The organism is Sphingomonas sp. CL5.1, assembly GCF_013344685.1.
Lineage (GTDB): Bacteria > Pseudomonadota > Alphaproteobacteria > Sphingomonadales > Sphingomonadaceae > Sphingomonas.
This window is the reverse complement of the sequence record NZ_CP050137.1, coordinates 2481734-2507735: the sequence shown is the minus strand read 5'-3', so window position 1 is coordinate 2507735 and position 26002 is coordinate 2481734. Positions and strand designations below refer to the sequence as shown.

At 63.2% G+C, this 26002-nt stretch carries 25 protein-coding genes; 17 read left to right on the top strand and 8 right to left on the bottom strand.

The window, feature by feature from the left end; genetic code table 11:
- Positions 1-73 precede the first annotated feature (73 nt).
- A complete protein-coding gene (locus F9288_RS12140) occupies positions 74-625 on the bottom strand; it encodes a TetR/AcrR family transcriptional regulator (RefSeq protein ID WP_174837031.1) in 552 nt (183 codons plus the stop codon).
- Positions 626-752: 127 nt separating this feature from the next.
- On the opposite strand from F9288_RS12140, the gene F9288_RS12135 reads away from it, so the two are divergent.
- Genes F9288_RS12135 through F9288_RS12120 form a run of 4 tightly spaced genes read left to right on the top strand, consistent with a single transcriptional unit; the run spans position 753 to position 4508 of the window.
- A complete protein-coding gene (locus F9288_RS12135) occupies positions 753-1916 on the top strand; it encodes a cytochrome P450 (protein WP_174837030.1) in 1164 nt (387 codons plus the stop codon).
- Positions 1913-3364, top strand: a complete 1452-nt coding sequence (locus F9288_RS12130) for an aldehyde dehydrogenase (RefSeq protein WP_174837029.1) — start codon at positions 1913-1915, stop codon at positions 3362-3364. Before F9288_RS12135 ends, F9288_RS12130 begins: the two co-directional genes overlap by 4 nt.
- Positions 3365-3381: 17 nt before the next feature.
- Positions 3382-3735 (top strand): hypothetical protein, encoded by a 354-nt coding sequence (locus tag F9288_RS12125; RefSeq protein ID WP_174837028.1) that lies wholly within the window; start codon positions 3382-3384, stop codon positions 3733-3735.
- Entirely contained in the window at positions 3732-4508 is a 777-nt protein-coding gene (locus F9288_RS12120; protein ID WP_174837027.1) for an SDR family oxidoreductase, read from the top strand. The genes F9288_RS12125 and F9288_RS12120 overlap by 4 nt, the downstream gene beginning before the upstream one ends.
- Here F9288_RS12120 and F9288_RS12115 read toward each other — a convergent pair whose 3' ends face one another.
- Genes F9288_RS12115 through F9288_RS12105 form a run of 3 tightly spaced genes read right to left on the bottom strand, consistent with a single transcriptional unit; the run spans position 4509 to position 7749 of the window.
- A complete protein-coding gene (locus tag F9288_RS12115; RefSeq protein WP_174837026.1) occupies positions 4509-5690 on the bottom strand; it encodes a DUF1679 domain-containing protein in 1182 nt (393 codons plus the stop codon).
- Positions 5687-6475, bottom strand: a complete 789-nt coding sequence (locus F9288_RS12110) for an enoyl-CoA hydratase-related protein (protein WP_174837025.1) — start codon at positions 6473-6475, stop codon at positions 5687-5689. The genes F9288_RS12115 and F9288_RS12110 overlap by 4 nt, the downstream gene beginning before the upstream one ends.
- Entirely contained in the window at positions 6472-7749 is a 1278-nt protein-coding gene (locus F9288_RS12105) for a MaoC family dehydratase N-terminal domain-containing protein (RefSeq protein ID WP_174837024.1), read from the bottom strand. Before F9288_RS12105 ends, F9288_RS12110 begins: the two co-directional genes overlap by 4 nt.
- A 98-nt stretch (positions 7750-7847) precedes the next feature.
- Between F9288_RS12105 and F9288_RS12100 the strand changes: the two genes are divergently transcribed.
- Positions 7848-9347, top strand: a complete 1500-nt coding sequence (locus tag F9288_RS12100; RefSeq protein ID WP_174837023.1) for a class I adenylate-forming enzyme family protein — start codon at positions 7848-7850, stop codon at positions 9345-9347.
- Between the two features lie 211 nt (positions 9348-9558).
- On the opposite strand, the gene F9288_RS12095 is transcribed toward F9288_RS12100, so the two are convergent.
- Both F9288_RS12095 and F9288_RS12090 read right to left on the bottom strand, forming a co-directional pair.
- Positions 9559-9705, bottom strand: a complete 147-nt coding sequence (locus F9288_RS12095) for a hypothetical protein (protein ID WP_174837022.1) — start codon at positions 9703-9705, stop codon at positions 9559-9561.
- 530 nt (positions 9706-10235) lie between these two features.
- Positions 10236-10640: a hypothetical protein gene (locus F9288_RS12090; RefSeq protein ID WP_174837021.1), complete on the bottom strand. Its 405-nt coding sequence runs from the start codon at positions 10638-10640 to the stop codon at positions 10236-10238.
- Between the two features lie 455 nt (positions 10641-11095).
- Between F9288_RS12090 and F9288_RS12085 the strand changes: the two genes are divergently transcribed.
- The 4 genes from F9288_RS12085 (at position 11096) to prpB (ending at position 14630) form a co-directional block, all read left to right on the top strand.
- Positions 11096-11695, top strand: coding sequence for a VOC family protein (locus F9288_RS12085; protein ID WP_254620858.1), 600 nt, complete (start codon positions 11096-11098; stop codon positions 11693-11695).
- Between the two features lie 140 nt (positions 11696-11835).
- Positions 11836-12669 (top strand): IclR family transcriptional regulator, encoded by an 834-nt coding sequence (locus F9288_RS12080; protein WP_174837020.1) that lies wholly within the window; start codon positions 11836-11838, stop codon positions 12667-12669.
- 70 nt (positions 12670-12739) lie between these two features.
- Complete coding sequence (locus F9288_RS12075) at positions 12740-13726, top strand: MDR family oxidoreductase (RefSeq protein ID WP_217482510.1); 987 nt, start codon at positions 12740-12742, stop codon at positions 13724-13726.
- A gap of 1 nt (position 13727) precedes the next feature.
- Positions 13728-14630, top strand: a complete 903-nt coding sequence (prpB, locus tag F9288_RS12070) for a methylisocitrate lyase (RefSeq protein WP_174837019.1) — start codon at positions 13728-13730, stop codon at positions 14628-14630.
- On the opposite strand, the gene F9288_RS12065 is transcribed toward prpB, so the two are convergent.
- Positions 14613-15497: an enoyl-CoA hydratase/isomerase family protein gene (locus tag F9288_RS12065; RefSeq protein ID WP_174837018.1), complete on the bottom strand. Its 885-nt coding sequence runs from the start codon at positions 15495-15497 to the stop codon at positions 14613-14615. The two genes, prpB and F9288_RS12065, sit on opposite strands and share 18 nt — an antisense overlap.
- Before the next feature lie 106 nt (positions 15498-15603).
- On the opposite strand from F9288_RS12065, the gene F9288_RS12060 reads away from it, so the two are divergent.
- From F9288_RS12060 to F9288_RS12035, 6 genes are all read left to right on the top strand, one after another.
- The gene (locus F9288_RS12060; RefSeq protein ID WP_174837017.1) at positions 15604-16773 is read left to right on the top strand and encodes an alpha/beta hydrolase; all 1170 of its coding nucleotides are present in this window, start codon (positions 15604-15606) and stop codon (positions 16771-16773) included.
- On the top strand, positions 16773-17315 hold the full coding sequence (locus F9288_RS12055) for a VOC family protein (protein ID WP_174837016.1): 543 nt from the start codon (positions 16773-16775) through the stop codon (positions 17313-17315). Before F9288_RS12060 ends, F9288_RS12055 begins: the two co-directional genes overlap by 1 nt.
- A gap of 7 nt (positions 17316-17322) precedes the next feature.
- Complete coding sequence (locus tag F9288_RS12050) at positions 17323-18483, top strand: 2-methylaconitate cis-trans isomerase PrpF family protein (protein ID WP_217482509.1); 1161 nt, start codon at positions 17323-17325, stop codon at positions 18481-18483.
- Positions 18484-18493: 10 nt separating this feature from the next.
- Entirely contained in the window at positions 18494-19726 is a 1233-nt protein-coding gene (locus F9288_RS12045) for a CaiB/BaiF CoA-transferase family protein (protein WP_174837015.1), read from the top strand.
- A gap of 22 nt (positions 19727-19748) precedes the next feature.
- Positions 19749-20870, top strand: coding sequence for a S9 family peptidase (locus tag F9288_RS12040; RefSeq protein WP_174837014.1), 1122 nt, complete (start codon positions 19749-19751; stop codon positions 20868-20870).
- Between the two features lie 122 nt (positions 20871-20992).
- Entirely contained in the window at positions 20993-22348 is a 1356-nt protein-coding gene (locus F9288_RS12035) for an MFS transporter (protein WP_174837013.1), read from the top strand.
- A 17-nt stretch (positions 22349-22365) separates the two neighbouring features.
- On the opposite strand, the gene F9288_RS12030 is transcribed toward F9288_RS12035, so the two are convergent.
- Positions 22366-22686, bottom strand: a complete 321-nt coding sequence (locus tag F9288_RS12030) for a 2Fe-2S iron-sulfur cluster-binding protein (RefSeq protein ID WP_174837012.1) — start codon at positions 22684-22686, stop codon at positions 22366-22368.
- A 339-nt stretch (positions 22687-23025) separates the two neighbouring features.
- On the opposite strand from F9288_RS12030, the gene F9288_RS12025 reads away from it, so the two are divergent.
- Together F9288_RS12025 and F9288_RS12020 are read left to right on the top strand one after the other, a co-directional pair.
- Positions 23026-25185: a TonB-dependent receptor gene (locus tag F9288_RS12025; protein WP_174837011.1), complete on the top strand. Its 2160-nt coding sequence runs from the start codon at positions 23026-23028 to the stop codon at positions 25183-25185.
- An 18-nt stretch (positions 25186-25203) separates the two neighbouring features.
- Entirely contained in the window at positions 25204-25974 is a 771-nt protein-coding gene (locus F9288_RS12020; RefSeq protein ID WP_174837010.1) for an enoyl-CoA hydratase-related protein, read from the top strand.
- The last annotated feature ends 28 nt before the right edge of the window (positions 25975-26002 follow it).

The window sequence follows — 26002 nt, the reverse complement described above, 5'->3', positions numbered from 1 at the left end:
CAGGCCCTCCCCAAAAGTTACCGTCTAGTTGTGTTATTTGTATAACTAGGTCATCTAGGATCGGCAAGCCTGATTATTGCTGATCGCCGAGCGCGGTAGCGAAAGCCTCGGCAAGCCACTGGCGCTGCCCGTCTTCCGGCGCGGCGCTGAACGCGGCGAGCGGATAGAGAATACGATAAGTGAAGAAGCCGGCGGCGATCGCGATGAGCCGGCTCGCCTTTTGCCTGGCATCCGCTCCGCCGAGAAAGGCCGCCAGCGGATCGAGGATGCGCGATTCAAGTTCGCTTTGCGCGACGCTTTGTGCGTCCGGGTCGGCAGCGGCGAACATCATCATCGGCAGCGGATTGGGCGCATCCGCCCGCGATGCGGCAAACGCCGCCGCCAACTTTTCGGCAAGATGTTCGCGACCCAGCGCGGTGATGATCGTGACATCCAGCGTCGCATCGATCGCCGCGCGGAACAGGCCGAGCTTCGATCCGAAATAACGGTTCACCAGCGCCTGACTGACGCCAGCCGCTTCGCATATCTGGCGCACTCCAGTGGCGGCATAGCCAACCGTCGAGAACGCCGTGATCGCCTCCCGAAGGATTCTCGCCCGTGTCGCCCCTGCATCCCGCTTCGCCATCAATTGCCCTTCTACCGCTCGCTTGACAGTCAAGTAAACAGCCGTTTACTTAATCCCGACCGGGGAAACCGGAGAGGATATCCCGACCATGCCTAGCGAAGAACCGGCAGATGCGCGCGCACCCGTTGTGGCATTCGATTTCTATGCCGAGCCGGCCCTGCTCGACGATGTTCACGCCCGCTATTGGGCGCTCAAGGAAACCGCGCCACCGGTGTTCTGGACGCCCGAAAACGGCGGCCATTGGGTCGTCACTACCGCCGAGGGCGTCATCGAGGTCTGTCGTCACCCGGAGAAGTTCTCCAGCCGTTACCTCTCGATCCCGAAGAACGATTTCCAGCCGCACATGATACCCGAATCGCTCGATCCGCCCGAGCATCGGGCCTATCGCCAGTTGCTCCGCCCCTATTTCGAAAAGGCTGCCATCGCACCGCTCGAACCGCGCATCACCGAATGGACCCAAACGCTGATCGAGGGTGTGCGCGACAACGGTGGTTGCGAGTTCGTCGCGTCGATCGGCTCCCACCTGCCGATCAGCGTGTTCATGGAGCTGTTCGGCTTTCCGCTGGAGGAATTCGACGAGTTCCGCGATCTGGTCCTCGCCTTCTTCGACGCCCAGGCGAGCGCTGAGGCGCGCATGGGGCTGGCGCTCCAGATCCACGGCAAGATCAACGCGCTCATCGACGCGCGCCGCACCGCGCCGCGCGAGGATTTGATGAGCCGCCTGCTCGCCACCGATTTCGAAGGGCGCGCGCTCACCGACGACGAATTGCGGTCAATCGGCTTCCTGATGTTCGTCGCCGGGCTGGATACGGTGGTGAACGCCATGTCGTTCGGGATGCGCCATCTCGCTGGCGACGCCACCCTGCGCCAGCGGATGATCGACGATCCAGCGTGTATCCCCGACGCGGTCGAGGAATTGCTGCGGCGCTACGCCTTCGTATCGATCCCGCGCTATGTCGCGCAGGAGACCGAGTTGCTCGGCGCGTCGCTCAAGGCGGGCGACATGATCCTCGCTCCGCTCGCCATGGTAGGTTGGGATGCGGCGATGAACGCTTGCCCGGCCGAAGTGGATGTCGATCGCAAACCCTGCAAGCACGCCGCGTTCGGATCGGGCATCCACACCTGCCTCGGCCTGCATCTCGCGCGGCTGGAACTGACGGTGTTCTACCGCCAGTGGTTCGCGCGGATCGGCCATTTCCGCCTCGCTGAAAACGCCCCGCCGCCGCGCACGCGCGGCGGATCGGTTTACGCGCTCGATGCGCTCCACCTCATATGGGACCACAGCAAATGACCGTCGAGACTCCCAATGTCGCCCTGCACATCGGCGCGGAGGCGCTTGCCATCGGGTCGGGCGGTACGCACGATCACGTCAACCCGGTATCGGGCAAGGTGCAGGCGGCCATCCCGCTTGCGGGCGCGGCCGAAATCGAGCGCGCCGTCGCCGTTGCCGAAGCGGCGCGGGAGAACTGGCGCCGCACGCCGCCCGAGCAGCGGCGGGATATCCTGATCCGGCTCGCCGACCTGATGACGCGGCATCGCGCCGAATTCGCGCATATGGCCGCGCTCGACGGCGGCACGCCGCTGGTGGCCGGTGAACGCATGACCGACACGGCCATCGCCTGGGTGCGCTACTATGCCGGCTGGTGCGACAAACTGTCGGGCGAGCTGATCTCGACCTTCGATACGCGCGGCGAGTTCGCCTACACCGCGCCGGAGCCGGTCGGCATCGTGGGGATCGTCATCACCTGGAACGGCCCGGTGATCAGCCTCGCGATGAAGGTCGCGCCCGCGCTGGCGGCGGGCAATTGCGTGATCGTCAAACCGGCCGAAATCACCCCGTTCGCTCCCGATCTCTTCATGCGGCTGGCGCGCGAGGCGGGCGTGCCCGATGGCGTCCTGTCGATCATGCCCGGCACCGCCGAGGCGGGAGAAGCGCTGGTCCGCCATCCGAAGGTCGGTCTGATCAGCTTCACCGGCGGCCCGATCACCGCGCGCAAGATCATGGCCGCTTGCGCGGAGACCATCAAGCCGAGCGTCATGGAACTGGGCGGCAAGTCGGCCAGCCTGTTGTTTCCCGACTGCGATATCGACGCCGCCTGCCAGCGCGCGATCTTCTGGACGATCGGCGTCTTGTCGGGACAGGGCTGCGCCCTGCCCACGCGGCTGCTGGTCCATGCCGACATCTATGACGTGGTACTGGAGAAGCTGGCGGCCATCGCGCGCCAGTTCACGGTAGGCGATCCACTTCAGGAAGGCGTGATGGTCGGCCCGCTCATCAACGCCGCCGCCGCCGATCGCGTGATGGGAATGTTCGATCGCGTCCGCACAACTGGCTCCGGGCGTTTCGTGCTCGGCGGCAATCGCTGCGGCGGCGCGCTGGCCGGGGGGAATTTCATCGAGCCGACGATCATCGCCGACGCCGATCCCGACAGCGAGATCGCGCAGGTTGAGATTTTCGGCCCCGCGCTGGTGGTGATGAAATTCCATGACGAGGATGAAGCGGTCGCGATCGCCAACAACAGCGAATACGGGCTCGCCGCCTATATCCAGTCCGACGATCTGAAGCGAGTCCATCGGCTGGCGGAGCGACTCAATGCGGGCGGCGTCTATGTGAACGGCGCGGTCCAGATCAATCCGCACACGCCGTTCGGCGGGATCGGCATCTCCGGCTTCGGCAAGGAGGGCGGACGCGCCGGGATCGATGAGTTCCTCCGCTACAAGACGGTCGCGATCGCATGAGCCGGCAGGCGCGATGCGTGCTGCTGGCCGCGCCGCTGCTCGCCGCATGGGTGATCATGCTGTGGGTGAGCCGGCACGCCATCGCAGCGATGGGCACGTCGGCGGCGGGGGCGGTGTTCTTCGGCGACATGGCGCATCCGTGGCGCGCGCAATTCAATGTGGATTTCGGCCTGCACCTGCTGCTGATCGCAGCCTGGATGCTCTACCGCGCACGCAACGTCGCGACCGGGCTCATCACCGCCCTGCTCGCCATTATGTGTGGCGGCGCTTTCACCTTCGCGTATCTCGCCTGGCTCGTCTGGACTACACGCGGCGATCCGCGCGCGATCCTGCTCGGCCAGCATCATCCCGCAACAGGAGTTCGTCCATGACCTTTTCGCTCGATCAGTTCCGCCTCGATGGAAAAGTGGCGATCGTCACCGGTGCGGGCGGACGTGGCAATTCGATCGGCGCGGCCTATGCCAAGGGGCTGGCTGCGGCGGGCGCCAATGTGGTAGTCGCCGACCTCAATCCCGATGGCGCGAAGGCCGTCGCCGACGAGATCGGCGCGGCGGCGCTGCCGCTCCGCGTCGACATCGCCGACCGCGCATCGGTGGACGCGATGACAGCAGCCGCGGTGGAAAAGTTCGGCGGGATCGACATCCTCGTCAATAACGCCGCTTTGATGATCGAGGCGGTCGGCACCCCGACGATCCAGACCAGCCCCGAGGCCTGGGAAAGGCTGCTGTCGGTCAACCTCACCGGCGCGCTCAATTGTGCGCAAGCTGTCGTCCCCTCGATGGTCGCGCGCGGCGGCGGCCGGATCGTCAACCAACTATCTGCGGGGGCCTTCCCGGCGCAGACCAGCTATGGCGTCAGCAAGGTGGCGCTGCTCGGCCTCACCACCACGCTCGCCACCGAGCTTGGCGGCAGCGGGATCGCGGTCAATGCGATCGCGCCGGGCATGACGATGAGCGACGCCGGCCGCGCCCTGACGCCGGCGGAAAGCCCCTATGTTCAGGCGGCCGAGGCGCGCGTGGTGATGCGACCGCGCGGCGACCCGGACGAACTCGTCGGCGCATTGCTCCTGCTCGTCTCGCCCGCGGGATCGTGGATCACGGGTCAGGTGATCAACGTCGATGGAGGTTTCATTCTGCGGAATTGATCAGAGTTCGCCGCTGGCGATCACGGTCGCCAGCAGCGCTGCGACATCCCGGTCAATCATCGCACCGATGCGCGATTGCAGGCCGCGCTCGAGCCCGCTCGCCGCATGGCCATAGCCGCCTCGCACGATCGTCTTCATCACCGCGTCCATGCTGTCGAGCGTCAGCAATGACAGATCGCGCCACCCCTTCGCGCGATCGAGGTGGATGCCGCGCCGATCGAGTTCGTCGCAATAATGATCAAATAATCCGCGCTCCTCCGCGCGGCGCTCGTCATCAGACAGCGCCGAGAGCATGAAATAGCCGAGATCGCGCAGCCCCGGCCCGCGAAAGATCACCTGCCAGTCGAACAACCCTGCGCTCCCATCGGGTTTAGCGTAGGTGTTGCCGAGGTGGCTGTCGCCGTGCAGCAATGTCGCAGGCAGCCTGTCCCAATAATCGTACACCGCCTGATCGTGGGCCGACCACAGTTCCAGGGTCTCGCGAACGGAAGCCGGCAGCGTCGCGGCGTGATCGCTCGCCAGGAACGCCCTTCGCGCATCGATGAACGAGCGGCGATGCCATGCCGCGCCCAGCTTGCGCGTGCGCGGCCTTACCCATGAAAGGTCGCCGTCGAACCGATCGGATTGCCAGAAACGCGCATGGAGCGTGGCGAGCGCCGTCACCACCGCGCGCGCATGTTCCGGCGGGCAATGATCCTTGCTCCAGAACGGATGGCACCCGCTGGCTTCCAGATCGTCGACCACCAGCAAGAAGCGGCCGCCGGGATAGCTCCGCCCGAACCAGCCGCGCGGCGCGATCGTCGGCACCTCGGGTTGCACCTCGTCGTAGAAGCGCACCTCATGCTCGGCCATGTGGAGCATCGCGAGCGTCTCGCGCAGATACGGGCCGTCCGGCGTCGCCTTGACGAAGATCGATCCGGGCAGCCCGGCGGCGGCGCCGGCCTCATTCCATTCCAGCCGCCACTTTCGGCGCATCGTCATGCCGTCGTGCGCGTCCTCGACCACGAGGTCGGTGAGCGCCGCACCGGGCACACGACCGCCAATCGCCGTGTCGACGAAAGCGCGGGTCACATGCTCGGCGAGATACGGCCCGTCAATCGCGAGATCGGCGTGCGCCAGCGCCATGTCCGCCGCCTCCAGCGAGGTCAGCGCATGAGCGTGCAGCGCCGGGCCATCGATCACGATTTCTGTCCCTGCGCGGCCTTCCAGATCGCCGCCGTCGCCTGCGTGGAAAGCGTCATGTTGAGCGCCTCGTGATCGAGCGCCGCCTCGAACACGGCATCCTCAGCCATGTTCAGGTTCGCCTTCATATAGCGGAACCCCATGCGCGGCCCGTCGGCGAGCCGACGTGCGGCCTTCATCGTCTCCGCCGCGAGGTCGCCGTCCGCGAACAGCCGGGTATAGATCCCCTTGGCGAACGCCTCCTGCGCCGAAAGCTTCTCGCCGAGGAGGAACAATTCGCGCGCCACTCCGGTGCCGAGGATCTTGGTCCAGAACCATGTCGAGCCGAAATCGCCGCCCGCGCCGATCCGGTCGAACGCGGTGAGGAAGGTCGCACTTTCGGCGGCGAAGCGCAGGTCGCATGCGCCCGCGATGCCGATCCCCGCGCCCGCGACCGGGCCGTTGACCATCGCGATCGTCGGCTTGGACATCTCATGGAGCAGGCGCGCGGTTTCCATGAACCCACGCAACCGGGTGAAGCCCTGTTCGGTGCGCGCGCCGCTGTCACGGTTGGGCGGCACCACGGCACGGTCGCCCCCGCCGTCCTTCAGGTCGCCGCCCGAACAGAAGCCGCGCCCCGCCCCGGTGACGATCACGCATCCCACCGACACATCACGCGCCGCATCCGCGCAGGCATCGGCGAGCGGTGCCATCAGCGCGCCGTTGAGCGCGTTGAGCCGGTCCGGCCGGTTCAGCGTGATGGTGCGGACGCCGGCATCGTCCGCGATCAGCAGCTCGCCGCTCATTTGCGCGACAATTCCCAATGGCGCGCCATCATGCGCGCGGCTTTCTCCGCCAGTTCCTGCGGCACTTCGGGATAGAGCGGAAACGGCTGGCCCTTCGACGGCAACGCGATCGTCGCCGTGCCACGCACGGTTTCATCGCCGCGCTGGTTGACGAACTTCACCGCCACATCGACCAGATTGCGCCCGCCCTCCTCGCGTTTCGCCAGCACCTGCCCGGTGAGCGTCTGGGTATCGCCCATATAATTGAATTTGCGGATCTCGTCATGGACGTGAACGACGATGCCGTCGTCGCCCGCCCAGTCCGACAGGAAATGGAACAGATAATTCTCGCGCATCACGCCGTAATCATAGGCCATCGGATTGCCGATCGCTTGCGCCCACTTCGGGTCCCAATGTAGTCGCTGCGCGACGTCAGGAATGCCGTGCTCGTTCTTGATATAGAAAGCCGGGATGCGCTTGCGGTTCTTGTAGGCCAGCCGCCCGACCGTCGGCGCATAGGGCACGAAACCGTAGCCGCCCGCGTGGAAGCAGATCACGTCGGTGACCGTCAACGGCCCCTTGGCCATCTTGCCGATCGCGTCGCCCGGCTCGACATCCTCGAACCAGCGCTTGCCCGCGCCTAGCACCTGCTCATCGGCATAGATCGCGTCGATCGCGGCGATGTCATCGTCGATGTAGGTCTGCGGCTCGATCGCAGCATATTTGCCCTTCTTCGCCGCGGTCTTGCGCTCGGTCAGCACGCTCAGGATACGATAGACGGCGACCACCTCGCCACGCTGGTTGACCTTAACGTCACGCCGGACCTTGATCACCGAACGCCCGGCGAACTCGCTCTGCTTGACCTCACAGCTTTCGTCGCCGTTGAAGCTGTAGATCGTGTCGCCGGGGCGCACCGGGCGATAGAAATCCCAGGTCGAGCCGGAAACAAAGACGTGGACGCCCTTAAACAGGCTCTTGCGCAGCCGCTTGATCTCATCGGGGACAGGGTCGCCCTTCATCGGCGCGTTGATCTGCGCGACCATCATTCCCGGCGCGATCACCCCGCCCCAGCGCGTGCCGCGCGCATAATCCGGATCGCAGAACAATGGATTGTCGTCGCCGCAGCCATGCGCGAAATTGCGGATGTTATCCTCGGTCGCGGTCTGGATATATTCACGGGTGGACGCCGCCTGATCGAAACCCAGGAGTTGGCGCTGGCGCTCGATATCCTCGTCGGTGATCGAATAGTCGACCGCTTTCCGCCACTCGTCGGATTCAAGAATATTCGTGGCCATCGGTCCTCTCCCTTGATCGTCTTGTATAACTAGGTAATGTACGATGGCGCTATCACGCAAGAGCGATCTGGCAGATTGAAGGGTTTCGGGGGCGAGAGATGACAAGCAAGGTCCAGCGTATCAGTGACGCCCTCAAGGTACGTGCCGTGCACCAGCGCGACGATATCGCGCATGACGACACGCGGCGCGCGATCACCTTCGCCGAATGGGACCGCGAAGCCGACGAAATCGGCGGCGGCCTTGCCGCTGCGGGTCTGGTTCCGGGGGACCGGGTGTTCCTGCCGATCAGCAACGCGCATGCGGTGGAGATGGCGATCGCGGTGTTCGCGGTGTTTCGCGCCGGGGGAATCGCGGTGCCAATCAACACGCGCTTTTCCGCCAAGGAGGTGCGTGATTATGCCGCACTGATCGAACCCCGCTTCGCGATCACCGACATCCCCGGACTCGTCGAGGGACTGGGGATGGAACGGGTGTGGACCACGGATGCGATGCCGCGCGATCTCCCCGCCCTGCCGGACCAGGCCGCGCTCGACCCTGCGGCCGATGCGGAGATTCTCGCCACGTCGGGCACGACGGGCAAGATCAAGGGCGTCGTGGTCTCCCACCCCGATCTGATGACCGGCGTCACCGGCACCAACATGGATCGATCGCGGTCGACGCTCCACGCGCTCCCGCTGACCGGATCGGGCGGTAATCTGGGCATCGTCATGCTGCCCGCGCGCGGCGGGGCGACGGCCTATACCCAGCCCAAATTCGATCCCAGGGGCTTCCTTGAGCTGGTACGCGATAAGCGGCCGAACCTCGTCTATCTCGTACCATCGATGCTGCGGCTGATCCTCGATCACCCGGAGGTGGCCAATTACGATTTCGCCGGCGTGCGCTATCTGATGACGGGCACCGCGCCATTGCCGAACGACTCCGTCGTGCGCGCGCTGAAGCTCTGGCCGCATATCAGGATGCGCAACAGCTACGGCATGTCCGAAGGCGGAGTCGGCGTCGGCACATCGAGCCAGGAACAGGTATTGAAACCCGGTTGCGTCGGCCGTCTCCCAGCCAACATGCAGGTCCGCGACGAGGATGGCGCCGTAATCAATGAGGCCGGTGTGGTAGGGGAAATCTACGGCTTCCAGAAGCATCCGCGCCGCTATTGGCGGGACGAGGAAGCCACGGCAGCGTCGTTCCGTGGCGGCTGGACCAGGACCGGGGACCTTGGATTCGTCGATACAGATGGCGACCTGATCATCTGCGGCCGCTCGAAAGAGCTGATTATCCGCGGCGGCTACAACATCACGCCATTGGAGGTGGAAACGGTGCTTCACCAGCACCCCGCCGTGAAGGATGCGGCGGTCGTCGGAATCGATCATCCGGTGCTCGGCGAAGATATCGCGGCGGCGATCACGCTCGCGAACGGCGCAACGGTGAGCGAACAGGAACTCGCTGCCTTCTGCCGCGAGCACCTTGCCGACAACAAGGTGCCGCGCACGATCCTTATCCTCGACGCATTGCCGCACAATCCTAACGGCAAGGTACTGAAGCGAGATCTGAAACCTCTCCTCGAGGCTGCCGCTGAAGCGCGCAAAGCAGCGGCGCAAACCTAGTCGTACGCATTTTTCAATTTTTTGGTCAGCGACGGATTCGCTAATTTCAGGCGGTAGATTCCGATGCGCCAAGCAGATCGCCCCAAAGGCACAACGATCATTGGCAGGAAAATCACCGGCGGCGATCAACGCCGCCGGCCTTACGCCTCAAAAAGGACCCCATCGGAGAATGAATCGACGGGTAGTCCGGGAACAGGCTTTGATATGTGTTTCAGGCTGCCGCCATCACTTCCGCTTTGCGCGCTTGGACCATGGGTTGAAGGTTCGCACGACTGAACAGCGTCGCCGCATTGTCGCCAAGAACGGCGACGAGTTCCTCGATCGATACTTCAGGATTGTCGGCGACCATTTTGTCCACGACGTTTTTCGAGAACGGAAATGTCCAGCGTGGGGGTAATCGGTTGCGAACAGGAGAGCTCCGATACCTATTCCCTTACGGATCGCCATCGACGAGTTGCCGTCATTCTGCAGCGCGCAATGGACTTGGTCGCGAACGATCTGGGTCGGCAGGCGGAATAGCCTTGGTTTGATCGACGGAGCGTGCTCGTTGTAAACTTCGTCCATGCGCTCAGCGAGGCCCCAAAGCCAGCCGGCGCTGTGCTCCGCAAAGAGAATGTGGGACTTGGGATTGCGATCGAGAACGCCGCAGCAACCAACTGCGTGATTACATCAACCGCGTCGTTGATCTGGCGCGTATAATTGTAGAGTGCCCCACCGGCCCCTTCAAAGCGCGGATGTTGATATCCCCGACGCCAGTTTGGAAAACCAGCGGAATTCCCATGCCTCCAGCAAAACCGAAAATCGAATCCCAGCGCGGATCGTTGTAGTTGTTGAGGCCTTCCCAGAGGCAGAACGTTGCAAATCCCTTTTCAGCCGTTCGCTTGCACTCTACGAGCGCATCTTCAAAGTCGATGCATGGGGAATCATCGCCGCCGGGATCAGGCGATCACGAACCGGTGCGCAATAATCCCAGGCCCAGTCGTTCCAGATCCTGCAGGCTACGCTCTGGGCTTCGCGGTGGGCAATGCGGGGGAGCATCAGGCCGAGCGAAGGAAATACCAGTTCCGCATCATCGCCGTCACGGTCCATATCAGCCAGACGCAGTTGTAGATCGCGTGCGCCACGATGCCGGGTATCGGCCGCGCAATCGGAAACGAAATTGTCCTTCGAGTCGGTGCAGAACCTGTCCGCCGCCTGCTCGTTGAAGGTTGCGTCGCTGGCGCCGGTCTTGTGGGTATGGAAATTGATCCAGATCTTCAAGATGATCTGGTCACCGATCTTGGTGATCCGCATATTACCATCCGCCTCGCTGCGGATGACATATTGCTGTAGATTCTTGGGCACGTTCTTGACGAACAGATCGGGGGTTCCGCAACATGAGCATCACAGCTGAACACGAAGGGGCATAGCTTTTCCAACATGGCGATCCTCCAGAGTGGCCAGGCGACTCAGTTCGCCCGAAACAAATGAGAGGATTGGATAAAAAGATACCTGATTTATTTGATTTTGTTCAACCGACGTAAGGATTCCGCGAGGAAGTCGGTGATCAACTCCTATACCCGTCCTGCCTGTCGCGTAATCTCGTCGATCGATCCCAGCCCGGTTTTATGCGGCCGCGCACATCGAACCAATCGACTGGCGTCGCACGAATATTTTCTATAACGATACGCTGAATGATGATGTTTAATCACGGCCGGTTGGGGTAAAGCCCAGCGAATGCCAATTTCGGAATCGATAACGGAGGCAACGTGCGGAACCAGCAGGATACCCTGAACTCCGGGCCGCCGCGGATGGTGCACCATACGGCCTATGTCACGCACGACGTAAGCGGGACGGTGGACTTCTACACCCGCGTTCTGCGCATGAAGCTGGTCAGTTCCGTCATCGATGATGCCATTCCATCGACCGGTGACCCCTTCCCTTACATCCATCTGTTCTTCGAGATGGCCGATGGGTCGACGATCGCATTTTTCGAATCCCTCGATCTGCCGCCTGCCCCAGCTCCATCGCATCCCGCTTACGATATATTCAATCACCTCGCGCTGGATGCTGGATCGGTCGAGGCTGTCAACGGCTGGGCCCGGCATCTGGCTGCAGAGGGCATCGATTATGTCGGCCCCGTGAAGCATGGGATCATCTACAGCATCTACTTCCACGACCCCAACGGCCTCCGCCTTGAACTGACGGCGGATGTCGTTCCCGAATGGAAGCTGCATGGCGCGCAGGCTGCCCAGGACGTCGCGAGATGGCAGGAACTGAAAGAGCGAAGCGCCCAGGACGGCGGCAGTAACAGTGTTGTGGAGTGGATCAAGGAACGACGATTGTCTCGCCCCGGAGCGCACGACTAATCGGACGGCGGGAATCGCGAATTTCAAGTCGCCTTCCCATGCTGGCTTGGCTTTGACCGGAGCCCTTCCTAGCATCCCGTCTCCACAAGGAGTCAGCCCGTTTGCCTCGAAGTTCAAAACCCGTTCACGACGCTTCCGAATTGGAGTTGCAGTCCGCAAACACAGAGGACGGAAAGCTCGGCATCCAGTCTCTCGAGATCGGCATGCGGCTGATGGCTGCGCTGATGGAGCATGCCTTCGACAGGCCGCCGCCGATGCTGAAGACGCTTGCCGCCAGTGCCGGGATGCCTCCGGCGAAGGCCCACCGCTATATGGTCAGCCTCATCCGATCGCAGCTTGTGGAGCGCGATGAAGCGACCGCCCGGTACAAATTGGGGCCCATGGCACGCCTGATGGGTCTACGCGCTATTCAATCGATCGATGTCGTCCGCCTCGGGGGCTCGCGGCTACCGCTGATTTGCGCCGACCTGGGATTTTCGGTTGCGCTTGCGGTTTGGGCCCATGAGGGGCCGACGATCATTGCCGTCGAAGAGGCACGTCGCCCAATCACGATCGGCACGCGCGTCGGCGAGGTCATGCCAATACTGAGTTCCGCCACCGGGCTCGTTTTTGGCGCCTGGTTGCCACGGACTCTCACGCAAAAGCTGATCGACCGCGATGTCGGTGCGCTATTTGGCGAGGAGTCGCGGCACGCACCCTCCGAACTCGAAATCGACAAGGTGTTTGACGATGTCGTCAAGGCTGGACTCGGCACGACGGAAGGCGGACTGAATCCTACCGTCAATGCGCTTTCCGCACCGATATTCGACCATCGCGGTGCGCTGGTAGCAGCACTCTCGACCCTTGGCCCCGCTGGCGAACTCAATGTCTCTCCCGATAGTGCAATAGCAGTCTCGCTGCGAAATTTTGCCGCAGATATCTCAGCAGAACTCGGCTTCGCATCGATGATGACAACAACGCTGCCAGTTCATTGAATTACATATATTGCTATTTGAATGCCCTATCCGTAATTTTACCCGATCGAAGCTGCATATCGAGGACCTGATGCCCAAATTCCGCGCCGTGATGATCGAGGACGTTGATGGCAAGCAGGTGGCCAGCGAGCGCGACCTGACGCTGGCGAATCTTCCCGACCACGACGTTCTGGTCGAAGTCAGTTTTTCGAGCCTGAACTACAAGGACGGGATGGCGGTGCTGGGCAAGAAGATCGCCCGGCGCCTACCCATGATCGCCGGGATCGACATCGCCGGCACTGTGGTCGAATCTCGATCGCAGCAATGGTCCCCGGGCGACAGGGTCGTCGTGAACGGCTGGGGCATGTCGGAAATCGAGCAGGGCGGTTACACCCGTTACCAGCGCGTAAAACCGGAATGGCTGGTCCGCCTGCCGGAGGCGCTTTCGCTGGAGCAGGCAGCGGCGATCGGCACCGCCGGCTACACGGCCGCGCTCTGCGTCGATGCGCTGGAGGATTGGGGCGTCGGCAAGGGCGAACGCGAAGTGCTGGTCACCGGTGCCGCTGGCGGCGTCGGATCGATCGCCATCGCACTCTTGGCCAAGGCCGGTTACCGGGTGACGGCCTCCACCGGGCGCGTCGAGACGCATGCATACCTGTCCTCCCTCGGCGCGACCGCTTTTGTGGCGCGCCAGGAATTGCAGGAGAAAGGACCGCCGCTGGCGAAGGAGCGCTGGGCGGGGGCAGTCGATTCGGTCGGCAGCGCAACGCTGGCGACGGTCCTCTCGCAGGCAGCCTATGGCGGCGCGGTCGCGGCTTGTGGCCTGGCCGGCGGCGTGGACCTTCCCGCCACGGTCCTTCCGCACATCCTGCGCGGCGTGGCTCTGCTTGGCGTCGATTCGGTTATGGCGCCCCTCGCCAAGCGCGCACGCGCGTGGCAGCGGCTCGCGCGGGATCTCGAACCCGCCCTGCTTGCCAGCATCACTTCCGTCGAACCGATGAGCAGGCTCCCCGAACTCGCGCCCCAGATCCTGGCCGGCCAGACGCGCGGACGGATCGTGATCGACGTGACGCGCTGATATGGTGTCGCTGGTTGCGGCCGACCGTTCCACAATCCCGGCGGGCCAGCGCTTCCGCGCGCTACTGGAACAGCCCGACATCCTCCGCATGCCGGGCGTCTATAACGGGCTCTCGGCGATCCAGGCTCGGCGTGCGGGTTTCGAAGCGTTGTATCTCTCGGGTGCCGCAGTATCGGCCGCGATGGGGCTTCCGGATCTCGGCACCACGACGATCGACGATCTGTGCTTCCACATCCGGCAATGCTTCCACGCAGCGGATCTACCGATGCTGGTCGACGGCGACACCGGCTTTGGCGGTGCGCTCAATGCCATGCACATGGTCCGCCGATTCGAGGAAGCGGGCGCCGGAGCCGTGCAGATCGAGGACCAGATACTCCCGAAAAAGTGCGGTCATCTGAGCGACAAGAAGCTCGCCGATGCGCACGAGATGGCCGCGAAGATCGCCGCGGCCGCCCGTGCCCGTCGCAACATGGTGATCGTCGCGCGCACCGACGCCGTTGCGCAGGAAGGCCTGGAGGCTGCGATCGACCGCGCCAATCTCTACCGCGCCGCCGGGGCGGATGCGATCTTCCCCGAAGCGCTGCACGACGCCGAGATGTTCAGCACCTTTGCAACCCGGGTGCAGGCGCCCTTGCTGGCCAACATGACCGAATTCGGCAAGACCCCCTTCTTCACCGCCGACGAGTTCGCAGAGATGGGATTCCGGATGGTGATTTGGCCGGTCAGCGCCCTCCGGGTCGCCGCACGCGCGCAAGAGTCCCTTTACGCCACGCTGGCGCAGGACGGCAGCGCCGCCGCGCAGCTGAACGCCATGCAGACGCGAGCCGAACTCTACGAGACGCTTGGCTATGGCGAGTATGAGGAACTGGACGCGTCAATCGAGCGCTCAACGCTTCCTTCCTGACTCATACTTACTCCCGGATGCCGGCAGCCAAGGCGTGGAATATTGCCCGGCGCGAGCCGTCTTCAGCCCCTCCATGCCTTCGGCGCGGAGGATATCCTCGAAATAACGACCATCGGGGGCTTTCGCGACCGAACTCATCGTCTTGGTGATAGCATCGTGCGCGCGACCGGCGACCCTTCCCGCGGCGCGGCCGCTGCTCTCGAGCACGCCTTCGATGCAGGCCTTGTTGAGGTGCAAGGCCTCGCGCGGCATCCGCGCCAAGCGCTCGGCAAGATCAACCGCGCGCTCTAGCAGCAACGCCTCGGGTTCCACCGCAAGCACCAAGCCGATGCGCTCGGCGCGCCAGGCTTCGATCATCTCGCCGGTGAAGATCAGATATTTCGTCCAGGCCGCTCCGATCACGGGAACGAGATCGGACGCGCCGGGATGGCCGATGCGCCCCTCGATCAATCCGAACCGCGCGGTGTCCGCGGCGATCACGAAATCGCATTGCGCAACGAAGCCCATCGCGGTCCCCAGGCACAGGCCGTGGACCGCGGCGATCACGGGCTTACGCACCCGGCGCACGGACTCGTTGAAGCGAATTACGTCTTCGTTGAAAATCTGATTGTCGCGCGCGGTGTCGGACACGATCTTGCCGCCGACCCGGCTGAGGTCGCCCCCGGCGCAAAAGGCACGCCCGGCCGCACGGATCAGCACGCAACCAATGGATTCGTCTTCGCTGGCAATGGTCAGCGCGCGCGCGATCTCGTCCCGGCTCGACCCCGGCCCCATGCCAAGCGCGTTCAGCTTCTCCGGGCGGTTGAGGACGATATGCGCGACTTCATTTTCCACCTCATAGAGAATGTGATCGTAACGCTCCGCCATCAGTCACTCCCGTTCGGATCCGGAGGCCAGCTTGACACCCCTGCGATCGCTGTGCAATCTCCCATAGACGTAATAGATTTAACAATACATAATTTTAGGAGAGAGCGTGCTCGAAGAATTGCTTCAGGCGATCCCGATCGAGGCCGGCACAATTCAATCCGGTCTCGAACTCCATTCGGGGATCGCGCGCCTCTATCCGCGCGTCTACGGCAATCTCGTCCGGATAGCCGGGTCACGCGCGACGACAGGGATCATCATAGTCCATCCGATGTCGAACTTTCACGGGCACCATTTGCTGCAGCCCATTGCGACGTCGGGCATCCCCATCCTGGGCCTGAACACGCGCTACGCGGGCAACGATGCCGTGGTCATCCTGGAAAACTGCCTGCTCGATATAGACGCAGCGATCCGTTGGGTGCGCGAGCGTCACGGCTGGCAGAAAGTGATCCTGTGCGGCTTTTCAGGCGGCGGCCCGCTAGTCTCATTGTACCAGCGCCAGGCCGAGAACCCCACGATCACCGCCACGCCCGCCGGGGATCCGCCCGATCTTACCAAGACGCGGCTGGCACCCGCCAACGCACTGCTGCTCATCGCGGCGAGCCCCTCGCGCAGCCAGCTCTACCAGGAATTCATCGATCCGTCCGTGATCGACGAGCGCGATCCCGACCGGCGAGACCCGGAATTCGACCTCTACGCTCCGGGGCGCGAACCACCTTTTGATCGCGGTTGGCTCGCGGAATATCGGCTGAGGCAGAAGGCACGCGTCCAACGCATCGAGGATTTCGTTGTCGCCGAACTCAAGCGCCTCACCGGATTGGGAATCCGCGACCGCGCGTTCATCACGCACCGCACCGTTGCCGACCCTCGCTTCCTCGATCTGACCATCGACCCCGATGATCGCGCCGTCGGCACGATCTGGGGCGATGCGCGCGCCGCGAACGAAGCGCCCGGCCCGATGGGGCGGATGTCGACGCTGCGCAACTGGCTGAGCATCTGGAGCCCGACTCATTCGAACGGCGACAGCCTGAAGAACCTGCCGCATGTATCGGTGCCGATCGGCATGATGCCAATGACGGCAGACCAGGGCACGATGATGGTCCATGGCCGCGCGATCCGCGATGCCGCACCTGCCCATCTCGTCGATTTCTTCCCGCTGAAGGGCATGACGCACTATTTCTACAACCAGCCCGAGGGGTTCCCGATGGCGGTAAACACGATCCGATCGTGGATGGGGCGGTGGGGGCTGGCTGACGGCGCGCAAGGGGCAAGTCAGTAGTGAATACGACCCCCAATCCGGTCCAGTCGCTGCACCATTTCGCCTATCGATGCCGGAATGCCGAGGAGACGCGGCATTTCTACGAAGACATTCTCGGCATGCCGCTGGTGCACACCGTCTATCACGAACATGTCCCGTCGACGGGCGAGTATCATCCCTATTTCCACATCTTCTTCCAGATGCAGGACGGCGGCTGCCTTGCCTTTTTCGACCTGCTCGACGACACCGAATACACGCCCGACCCGAAGACACCGGCCTGGGTCAATCACCTCGCGATGAACGTCGCATCCCGCGAGGATCTCTCCGTCGCAAAGGCGCGGCTGGAAGCGCACGGGATCGAAGTGCTCGGCATCGTCGATCACAAGATCTTCGACTCGATCTATTTCTTCGACCCGAATGGCATCCGCCTCGAGCTGGCCTACCAGACGGCGGGCGCCGAGAAACTGGCAGAGCTGGCAGCCGATGCGCATGCTAGCCTGGCGCTTCGTGACGCGAAGTTCGCGGCACGCCGGGCGAAGCTTGCGGGCGAGGCATCCCTTTGAGAGTGGAATGACCGCGGGCATGCTCTCGATTCCCGCCGTGTTCATGCGCGGCGGTACCAGCAAGGGGCTGTTCTTCCACGTCCGCGATCTGCCGCAAGACCGGTCTGCCCGGGATGCGATCTTCCTGCGCGCGCTCGGCAGTCCGGACAGCTACGGACGCCAGCTCGACGGCATGGGCGGCGGCCTGTCGTCGCTTTCCAAAGCGGTCATCATCGGGCCGCCGACCCGCGAGGGCGCCGATCTCGACTATACCTTCGTCCAGGTCTCGGTCGGCGCTCCGCTGGTCGATTATGGCGGGACCTGCGGCAACCTGGCCTCCGCGGCAGGCCAATTCGCGGTCGATGAAGGACTGATCGCCACCAAGGGCGCCATGGCGATCGTGCGTATCCACGCCGTGAATACCGGCAAGGTCATCCGCGCGCACGTCCCCGTCCGCGATGGCAAGGCACGGGTCGATGGCGCGCTGGTGATCCCCGGCCTCAGTTTCGGCGGCGCGCCGATCAGGCTCGAATTCGTCGATCCCGACGGCAGCCGCACCGGGCGATTGCTGCCTAGCGGACAGCCGGTGGACCTACTCGACATCGCCGGCGTCGGCTCGATCCGGGCCTCGCTCGTCGATGCCGTAAATCCTTGCGTGTTCGTTGGCGCCGCCGACCTCGGGTTGACGGGAGCCGAGTTGCCAGAAGAGCTGGATGCCGATGTCGCCAGCCGGGCGCTTCTCGAAGCGATCCGCGCGGCGGCAGGGGTTCGCATGGGCTTCGGCGCGACGCCCGAGGCGGTCAGCCACGACTCGCAATCCAGCCCCAAAATCGCGCTGGTCGCGCCGGCCCGCACCATGCGCACGCTCGATGGCGCATCGCTGGATAGCGGCTCGCTCGATCTTTGCGTGCGCATGATCTCGATGGGCCAGTCGCATCGCGCGGTCCCCCTCACCGGGGCATTGTGTGTCGCGGTCGCTGCCCGCATCCCCGGCACGATCGTACATGATGCCCTAGCAAACAGCGCACGCGGTCAGGGCGATCTCCGGATCGGAACCGCTTCGGGCGTGGTGCCGGTGGCGGCCGAGGTGATTGCCGCCGACGGGGGTTTTCGAACGCACAGTGCGGTCGCCTATCGGACGGCGCGCCGCCTGATGGAGGGTAACGTACTGGTGCCCATCCTAGCTTGAGGAGACTGGAATGACTTCGCCACCGCCGCTCGACGGGCTTCGCATCATCGACATGAGCTCGGTCGTGATGGGGCCGTTTGCGACCCAGATCCTGGGTGACCTCGGTGCCGACGTCATCAAGATCGAGCCGCACCAGGGCGACACGACCCGACACGTCACGCCGATGCGCGGTGAGAATATGGGCTGGGTATTCCTCCACGCCAACCGCAACAAGCGCAGCATCGTGCTCGACTTGAAGGACCCGGCGGGCAAGGAAGCGCTGCTGAAGCTCGCGGAGGGAGTCGACGCGATCGTGACGAACGTCCGCACGCGCGCGCTCGACCGGCTGGGGCTCGGCTGGGATGCTCTCCGCGAACGCAATCCGCGGCTGATTTTAGTCAATCTGGTCGGCTATGGCGCCGGCGGGCCCTATGACGGGCGCCCCACCTATGAGGACCTGATCCAGGGCGTCACCGCGCTGCCGTCGATGCTGGTCCAGGCGGGTTCGGAAGAACCGCATTATGTGCCGATGGCGATGAACGACCGCGCGGTCGGCGTATCGAGCGCGGTCGCCTTGCTTGCCGCGGTGATCCATCGCGAGAAGTCGGGCCGCGGGCAGCAGATCGAAGTGCCGATGTTCGAAACGATGGCACAGTGGGTACTAGGCGATCACATGGGCGGCAAGACGTTCGAGCCGCCGCTGGGGCCGGCGGGCTACAAGCGCACGCTCACCAAGGAGCGACGTCCTTACACGACCAAAGACGGACGCATCTGCTCGATCATCTATACCGACAAGCACTGGCGCACTTTCATGGAGCTGATCGGCCAGGGAGAGGTGTTTCGTAGCGATCCGCGCTTCGCCAATATCGGCACCAGGACCAATCATGCGCATGATCTCTATGCTTATGTCTCGGAAGCGATGCGGGAGCGGACGAGCGCGGAGTGGCTGGAGGTGCTCCTCGCGGCGGACATTCCGGTGACGCCGCTGCACGATCTCGACACGCTGATGGAGGACGAGCACCTGATGGCAGTCGGCTACCTGCCCGTTGTCGATCACCCGACCGAAGGCAAGGTCCGCCAGGTCCGGATACCCTCCACTTGGAGCGAATCGCAGCCTTCGATCCGCCGCCAACCGCCCGGTCTGGGCGAGCATAGCGTGGAGATTCTGAGGGAGGCCGGGCTAAGCGAGCAGGAGATTGCGGCTCTGGTCGAGCGCGGGGTGACATCCCAGCCCGGCTACGCGGTCGACGAGGAGGCGGTGTGACGGCGACCCCGGCCGACCTCGCATGATCGAACGCCGCCACGTCGCATTGCCGATCCGGATCGGGGCGACGTTCGAGACCCAATCGGGACTCCAGCTCAACGCACCGCGCATCTACGGCATGCTCGCGGCGCCAGCCCGCGCGCGCGTCGCGGCCATCCTGATCCATCCGTCCAGTAGCATGATGAGCCACTATCTTATCGAGCCGCTCAACGCGCGCGGGCTGGCAGTGCTCGCGCTCAACACGCGCTACGCGGGCGGCGACCAAACGCTGATCATGGAAAATGCGATCCAGGATCTCGGCGCCGGCGTACGCTATCTTCGCGAGCAGGGTTTCGAGCGTGTCGTGCTGCTCGGCAATTCCGGTGGCGCGTCGCTGACTGCCCTCTACCAGGCGCAGGCCGAGCGGATCACCCTCACGCATACGCCTGCCGGGGATCCGGTACATCTCGTCGCAGAGGAGATGCCGCCCGCGGACGGCCTGATCCTGCTTGCCGGGCATCCCGGTCGCTCGACACTGATGACGACCTATATCGACGCGGCGGTGATCGACGAGCGGAATCCCGATGTCGGCGATCCGGCGCTGGACATTTTCGCACCAGCAAATCCGGCACCATTTTCCAGCGATTTCGTCGCGCGCGTTCGCGCCGCCCAACGCGCGCGCAGCGAACGCATCACCTCCTGGGCGGTCGAGCGCCTGCACATATTGCGTGAACGGCCCGGTGGCGCCCGCGATGAGGCCTTCGTCGTTCATCGCACTTATGCCGATCCGCGCTTCGTCGACCGGGGGCTCGACCCCAACGACCGCGCGCCCGGCGGCAACCGCGGCGACACGCCGCAACAGGCCAATCTCTCGGCGAACAACCTTGCGCGCTTCACCACGCTGACTTCCTGGCTCAGCCAATGGTCGCACCTCTCGAACGCGGACGGACCGGATAATCTGGCGAAGACGAGCATTCCCGTCCTGCAACTCGAATATACCGCGGACGCAGGCATCTTCCCGAGCGATGTGGCGCGCTGGTCCGCAGCGGGCGGCGATCGGGTCGAGAATCATCGCATTGTCGGCGCGTCGCACTATCTCTACCGCCTCCCCCGGCAATTGGCGGAGGTTGCGGAACTCGCTGCCCAATGGAGCAAGATTCGCTGATGGCCCGCCCGACTACGAGGCGGATGATCATCGGCAAATCCTATGGCCGAGAGTGCTGCAAGCGACTTGCCTGCTGGCGTCATCGGGTTGCAGCATGCCTTCCATAACATAAGGACGCGTAAATGACGGTGGCAGCAATTGAAGTTGGAAGCGCGAGTGCTCCCGTCGGGAAGGTCTCGACGTTTCGCACCGCCGCGTTGATCGCCGTTCTCCTCATTTTCTGCATTTTCGCCGTGGTCGATCGCACGGTGATTGCGATGCTTGTCGATCCGATCAAGGATTCCCTTGGGCTCAGCGACACACAGATCGGGCTGCTCATGGGAGTCGCCTACGCCGTGGCCTATGGTCTTGGCGGACTACCAATGGGCTATCTGGTAGATCGCTATCCACGCAAATGGATCCTTTTCCTGGCGGTTATCTTGTGGGGTATGGCGGAAGCCGCCTGCGGCTTTGCCACCGGCTTCGTCTGGCTGTTCCTGGCGCGCGCGGCCGTCGGCCTATTTGAGTCGCCGCTGCATCCCAGCGCTCATTCGATCATCGCGGACACGGTACCGCGCCGACGACTGGCGACCGTCCTGTCGATCTACTCGATGGGGAACCTCATCGGCACCGGCTTGGCGCTCATGATCGGTGGCTGGATCGTCAATTCGCTGCTCCACCTCGACTACATCCGCGTTCCGCTGATCGGCGATATGGCTCCCTGGCAATGCGCCTTCCTTTTCACCGGGGTGCCCGGACTGTTTCTCGCACTGCTGATTTTCCCCTTCGCGGAGCCGTCGCGGCACATCTCGCACGGTCACGGGCAAGTCAGTTGGGCAGAGATGTTCGGCTTCATTCGGTCGAAATGGCAAGTGGTCCTCACGCTTATCGTCGTGTTCGGCGGCATGAACATCGTCGTGGGCGGCATTATCAAATGGGCGCCCGCTTATATGTCGCGCCATTTCAAGATGAATCCGGCCGAATATGGCGTAGCGCTGGGGCTTGCTCAAAGCCTCCCCGCCATAGCCGGGCTCCTGGCGGCGGGCTGGATTATTGACCGTTGGTACGCCAAAGGCCGCAAGGACGCGCACCTCACTTATTACCTATGGGTATTGGTCATCACATCGCCGATCGTGTTCGTCGGCCTGATGTCGAACAGTATCGCATTGTTTCTGGCCGCGATCGCGCTTGCCAAGGGTCTGACGGTCAATTTCCTCGGAATCGCGGCGGCACAGGTACAAATGATCTCACCTCCGCAAATGCGCGGGCGGCTGTCGGGCTTGTTCTTCCTGATGGTGGTGGCGCTGCTGGGTACCACTTTCGGCGCATTGCTGCCAGCTGTCATCTCCGAGCACATCCTGCATGATACCAAGCGGATCGGCCATGGCATCGCCATCACCTTGGCGATTTTCGCGCCGCTTGCGGTGATCGCGATTCTCTGGGGGCGCAAATATGTCCGCGCCGCCGTGGAAGAGGCAGAAAAGGCTATAGTCGCTTGACCCGACGGTCAGCGCGCTCATTCAGGAGCGATTGTGACCGTGATTCCGTCCAGCTCGGACGTGAAAGGCACTTGGCACGATAATCGTGATGTCTCTTCGCGTTCGGCTGCTCCGTCGAGAAGGTCGATCTCGTTCTCCGAAATGGCCGAGAGGCGCGAGATCCAGCCGGGATGGACGTGAACATGGCAAGTTGCGCACGAGCAGCAGCCGCCGCAGGTGGCTTCCAACTCGTCAAAGCCGTGATCCCGAATGATTTCCATGAGCGAATAACCAGACGCGGCGTCGGCCTCTACTTCGTGCGCAGAACCGTCTCGCGTAACAACCGTCAACTTCGCCATCAAACCTACTTTCATGAGGTCGCGCGCGCCTCTACTCGGAGCCGAGCGCGCAAAACAGAATCCCCAGCCTAGCGATTCACCCAGCACGGGCCGGCTCGGGCATAGCCATTGGGCAATGAATGTCTGTCCCCGTGGGGCGTGACGCGGTCGGAGCCCGGGCGAGTTGATCCTCCAGCCATAGACAAAGCCGCTGACGGTTAGCGCGAGCGCGGTGTTGCTCGTCGGGGCTCACGGGGGAAATTAGGCGACACGCCCTTCCCCTCCATCCAATGGACGCCGGATTCCGAAGGGCACCAAAACAACACGTGCCTGGCGCAGGCAAAATCGGGGAGGGTTTAAGTGTCGAATCGCATTTTCACCAGCAGGATTGCAATCGCAGTGGCGCTGATCACGCCAGGTGCGGCGTGGGCGCAGGATGCAACGCGCGCCGCGCAGACCCAAGCGCAATCGGACGACCAGAGCGGCATCCAGGACATCGTCATCACTGCGCAACACCGCGAAGAGCGCCTGCAGGACGTGCCGATCGCAGTCACTGCGGTGAGCGGCGATAGCCTGGCTCGCTCGGGCGTGACCGACACGCGCCAGCTGACCCAGTCGATGCCCTCCGTGGTCTTCAGCCGCGTCAATTCGAGCTTCCAGCCCTATATCCGCGGAGTCGGCACGCGAAACGCCAATATCGGCGATGAGTCGAACGTCTCGCTCTACATCGACGGCGTGTATCAGCCGGTGATGTCGTCGCTCGGCTTCGACCTCGTCAACGTCGAGCGGATCGAAGTGCTGCGTGGTCCACAGGGAACACTCTTCGGTCGGAACTCCACTGGCGGATTGATCAACATCATCACGCCGGACCCTACGCAAGAACTGTCGGGCAGCGTTGTCGCCCGGGTCGGTAGCTATGGTGAGAAATCGCTCCAGGGCTATATCTCGACCGGCATCGCGCCCGGCGTCAGTATCGACCTGACCGGCAGCATCGGTGGTGATACCGGCTATATCAAGGATCTGGTCAACGGCGGCTATCGCGGCGATCGCTCCTCGGAAGTGGCTCGCGCCAAGATTTTGATCGAGCCGACCGCCAATTTCCGCATGGTGCTGACCGGCAACTACACCCGCTACGCCGATTCCTCGTCGGTCAGCGAGCAGCCCTTCCGTGGCAACTCGACGGGCGCCCGCGCGCCCGTGCCGATTCTGCCCACCGGTCCATGGCAGACGGCGATCGACACGCCCACAAACGCCAAGTCCAAGACCTATTCCGCATCGCTGCAGACCCGACTGACCCTCGAGAGTTTCAATATCGAGACCATGTCTGCCTATATCAACAGCAAGGCCGTATCCATCACCGACAGCGATGCGACGACAAAGCCGATCGGTTCGGTAATCGCGCCGCAGAGTTCCTATTATATCGAAAACGAGATCCGTGCGCTTTCGACCGGCGATAGTGCATTCTCCTGGATCGTCGGCGCATTTCAACTCTCAGGCAAAGGCTCGTTCGACGGGCTGGAGAGCTATGCGAACGGCGCACTCGTAAGCCGCACGTTCACGCGACAAGAGGTCGTGTCCTACGCAGGCTTCGGTGAAGGAACGCTGCGGTTCGGCCCTGTCTCGCTGATCGCCGGCGCGCGCTACAGCACGGAAAAGCGCAACTATGAGGCGCACACGGCGACTGCTATCGCCGTGCCCTTCCGCGAGTCGAGCAACAACAAGGTAACCTACCGCTTCTCGGCTCAGTATAAATTCAGCCCCAGCGCCAATGTCTACGCAAGCTACAGCCGCGGTTTCAAGAGCGGCGTCTATAACGGCTTCGCGACGACCGTGGCCGCCGCGTCGCCCACGCGTCCTGAAACGATCGACTCGTACGAAATTGGCTTCAAGACCGATCCGCTCAACTGGCTGCGCATTAACGGCTCGCTGTTCCATTATGACTATACGGACATCCAGCAATCGGCGCGTGACCCGGTCACCACGCTGGTGCTGCTTTTCAACGCGGCATCCGCCAAGGTCGATGGCGCCGAGCTCGAAGCCACAGTTCGGGTGAGCCGCAACTTCAATATCCGCGGCTACGGTACCTATCTCCGCGCCAAGTATGACAGCTTCCCGACCGCCCAGATCTTCCGTCCAATGCCTACGCTGGGTAACTCTTCGATCGCTCCATATGATGCCTCAGGCAAGGACATGATCCGCGCGCCCCGCTCCACGGTAGGCGTCAATTTCGATTGGTCGCATGATACGGACGTGGGCACCTTCGGCGTAGCCGGAAATATCTTCCACTCCGCCAAATATTATTGGGACTTCGAAAACCGCCTCACCCAGCCCGCATACACCATGATCAACGGCGATATCTCGTTCTCGCCTGCTGGTATGGACAATCTGCGCTTGAGCGTATTCGTGCGAAACCTTGCCAACGAGGTAGTGTATTCGCAGATGACGTCCACCGCGACGGCAGATAAGGCCGGGTTCGAGCGTCCGCGGACATTTGGTGCCTCGGCTGCCTTCAAGTTTTGAGAGCGAAGGTAGCGATAGATGACAACGATGCTCGCCGTCCAACTTGTAGCCGGCCGGTCGGACGAGCTCGTCGTCACCGATTTGGAAGGGATCAGGCTGATCATCTTCAATCGGCCGGCAGCACGAAACGCGCTGTCGAACGCGATGAAGCAGGCTCTGGTCGCTTGCCTGGATCAAGCCGGGAAGGACGACAATATCCGCGTTGTCGTCCTGACCGGTGCGGGCGGGTGCTTCTCCGCTGGCGCCGATATGAAGGAACTGCGCGCCGGCGCGCAACCGATCCGTCCGCATCCGGGAGAGGCGCTGCGAGCTTTCGGAAAGCCGGTAATTGCTGCAGTCGATGGTCCATGCGCCACCGGAGCATTGGAAGTCGCCCTCTCCTGCAGCTTCATCCTGGCATCGGCTAAAGCGCGCTTTGCCGATACGCATGCGAAGGTCGGGCTTATCGCCGGCTGGGGCATGAGCGCGCTGCTCCCGCGCGCGATAGGGCGCCGCCGCGCCAACCAGATCATGTCGACGGGCGAGTTCATCGACGCAGGGCGCGCCTATGACTGGGGGCTCGTCAACGAGGTCGTCGAGGGCGATGTCACCGAACGCGCCGTGGAGATCGCAAGGCAGATTGCTGACAATCCGCGCGCTTCGGTGGAAGGGCAGATTGGCGCCATGTTCGAGGGCTACGGGGCTTCGCTGAACGAGGCGCTCGAAATCGAAGAACGCATGAAACAAAGCTGGCGGGCCGGGCGGACTGGCCTATTCGCGACCGATCCGAATACGGTGCCGAAAACGTGACGGCGCAGCGCGCCGCAGAGGCCACTCG

What these genes read in the sequence shown, in the direction of transcription:
- F9288_RS12140 (WP_174837031.1), bottom strand. Translation starts at nt 625, where the DNA reads ATGGCGAAGCGGGATGCAGGGGCGACACGGGCGAGAATCCTTCGGGAG.
- F9288_RS12130 (WP_174837029.1), top strand. Translation starts at nt 1,913, where the DNA reads ATGACCGTCGAGACTCCCAATGTCGCCCTGCACATCGGCGCGGAGGCG.
- F9288_RS12120 (WP_174837027.1), top strand. Translation starts at nt 3,732, where the DNA reads ATGACCTTTTCGCTCGATCAGTTCCGCCTCGATGGAAAAGTGGCGATC.
- F9288_RS12110 (WP_174837025.1), bottom strand. Translation starts at nt 6,475, where the DNA reads ATGAGCGGCGAGCTGCTGATCGCGGACGATGCCGGCGTCCGCACCATC.
- F9288_RS12105 (WP_174837024.1), bottom strand. Translation starts at nt 7,749, where the DNA reads ATGGCCACGAATATTCTTGAATCCGACGAGTGGCGGAAAGCGGTCGAC.
- F9288_RS12100 (WP_174837023.1), top strand. Translation starts at nt 7,848, where the DNA reads ATGACAAGCAAGGTCCAGCGTATCAGTGACGCCCTCAAGGTACGTGCC.
- F9288_RS12090 (WP_174837021.1), bottom strand. Translation starts at nt 10,640, where the DNA reads ATGCGGATCACCAAGATCGGTGACCAGATCATCTTGAAGATCTGGATC.
- F9288_RS12075 (WP_217482510.1), top strand. Translation starts at nt 12,740, where the DNA reads ATGCCCAAATTCCGCGCCGTGATGATCGAGGACGTTGATGGCAAGCAG.
- prpB (WP_174837019.1), top strand. Translation starts at nt 13,728, where the DNA reads ATGGTGTCGCTGGTTGCGGCCGACCGTTCCACAATCCCGGCGGGCCAG.
- F9288_RS12065 (WP_174837018.1), bottom strand. Translation starts at nt 15,497, where the DNA reads ATGGCGGAGCGTTACGATCACATTCTCTATGAGGTGGAAAATGAAGTC.
- F9288_RS12050 (WP_217482509.1), top strand. Translation starts at nt 17,323, where the DNA reads ATGACCGCGGGCATGCTCTCGATTCCCGCCGTGTTCATGCGCGGCGGT.
- F9288_RS12045 (WP_174837015.1), top strand. Translation starts at nt 18,494, where the DNA reads ATGACTTCGCCACCGCCGCTCGACGGGCTTCGCATCATCGACATGAGC.
- F9288_RS12040 (WP_174837014.1), top strand. Translation starts at nt 19,749, where the DNA reads ATGATCGAACGCCGCCACGTCGCATTGCCGATCCGGATCGGGGCGACG.
- F9288_RS12035 (WP_174837013.1), top strand. Translation starts at nt 20,993, where the DNA reads ATGACGGTGGCAGCAATTGAAGTTGGAAGCGCGAGTGCTCCCGTCGGG.
- F9288_RS12030 (WP_174837012.1), bottom strand. Translation starts at nt 22,686, where the DNA reads ATGGCGAAGTTGACGGTTGTTACGCGAGACGGTTCTGCGCACGAAGTA.
- F9288_RS12020 (WP_174837010.1), top strand. Translation starts at nt 25,204, where the DNA reads ATGACAACGATGCTCGCCGTCCAACTTGTAGCCGGCCGGTCGGACGAG.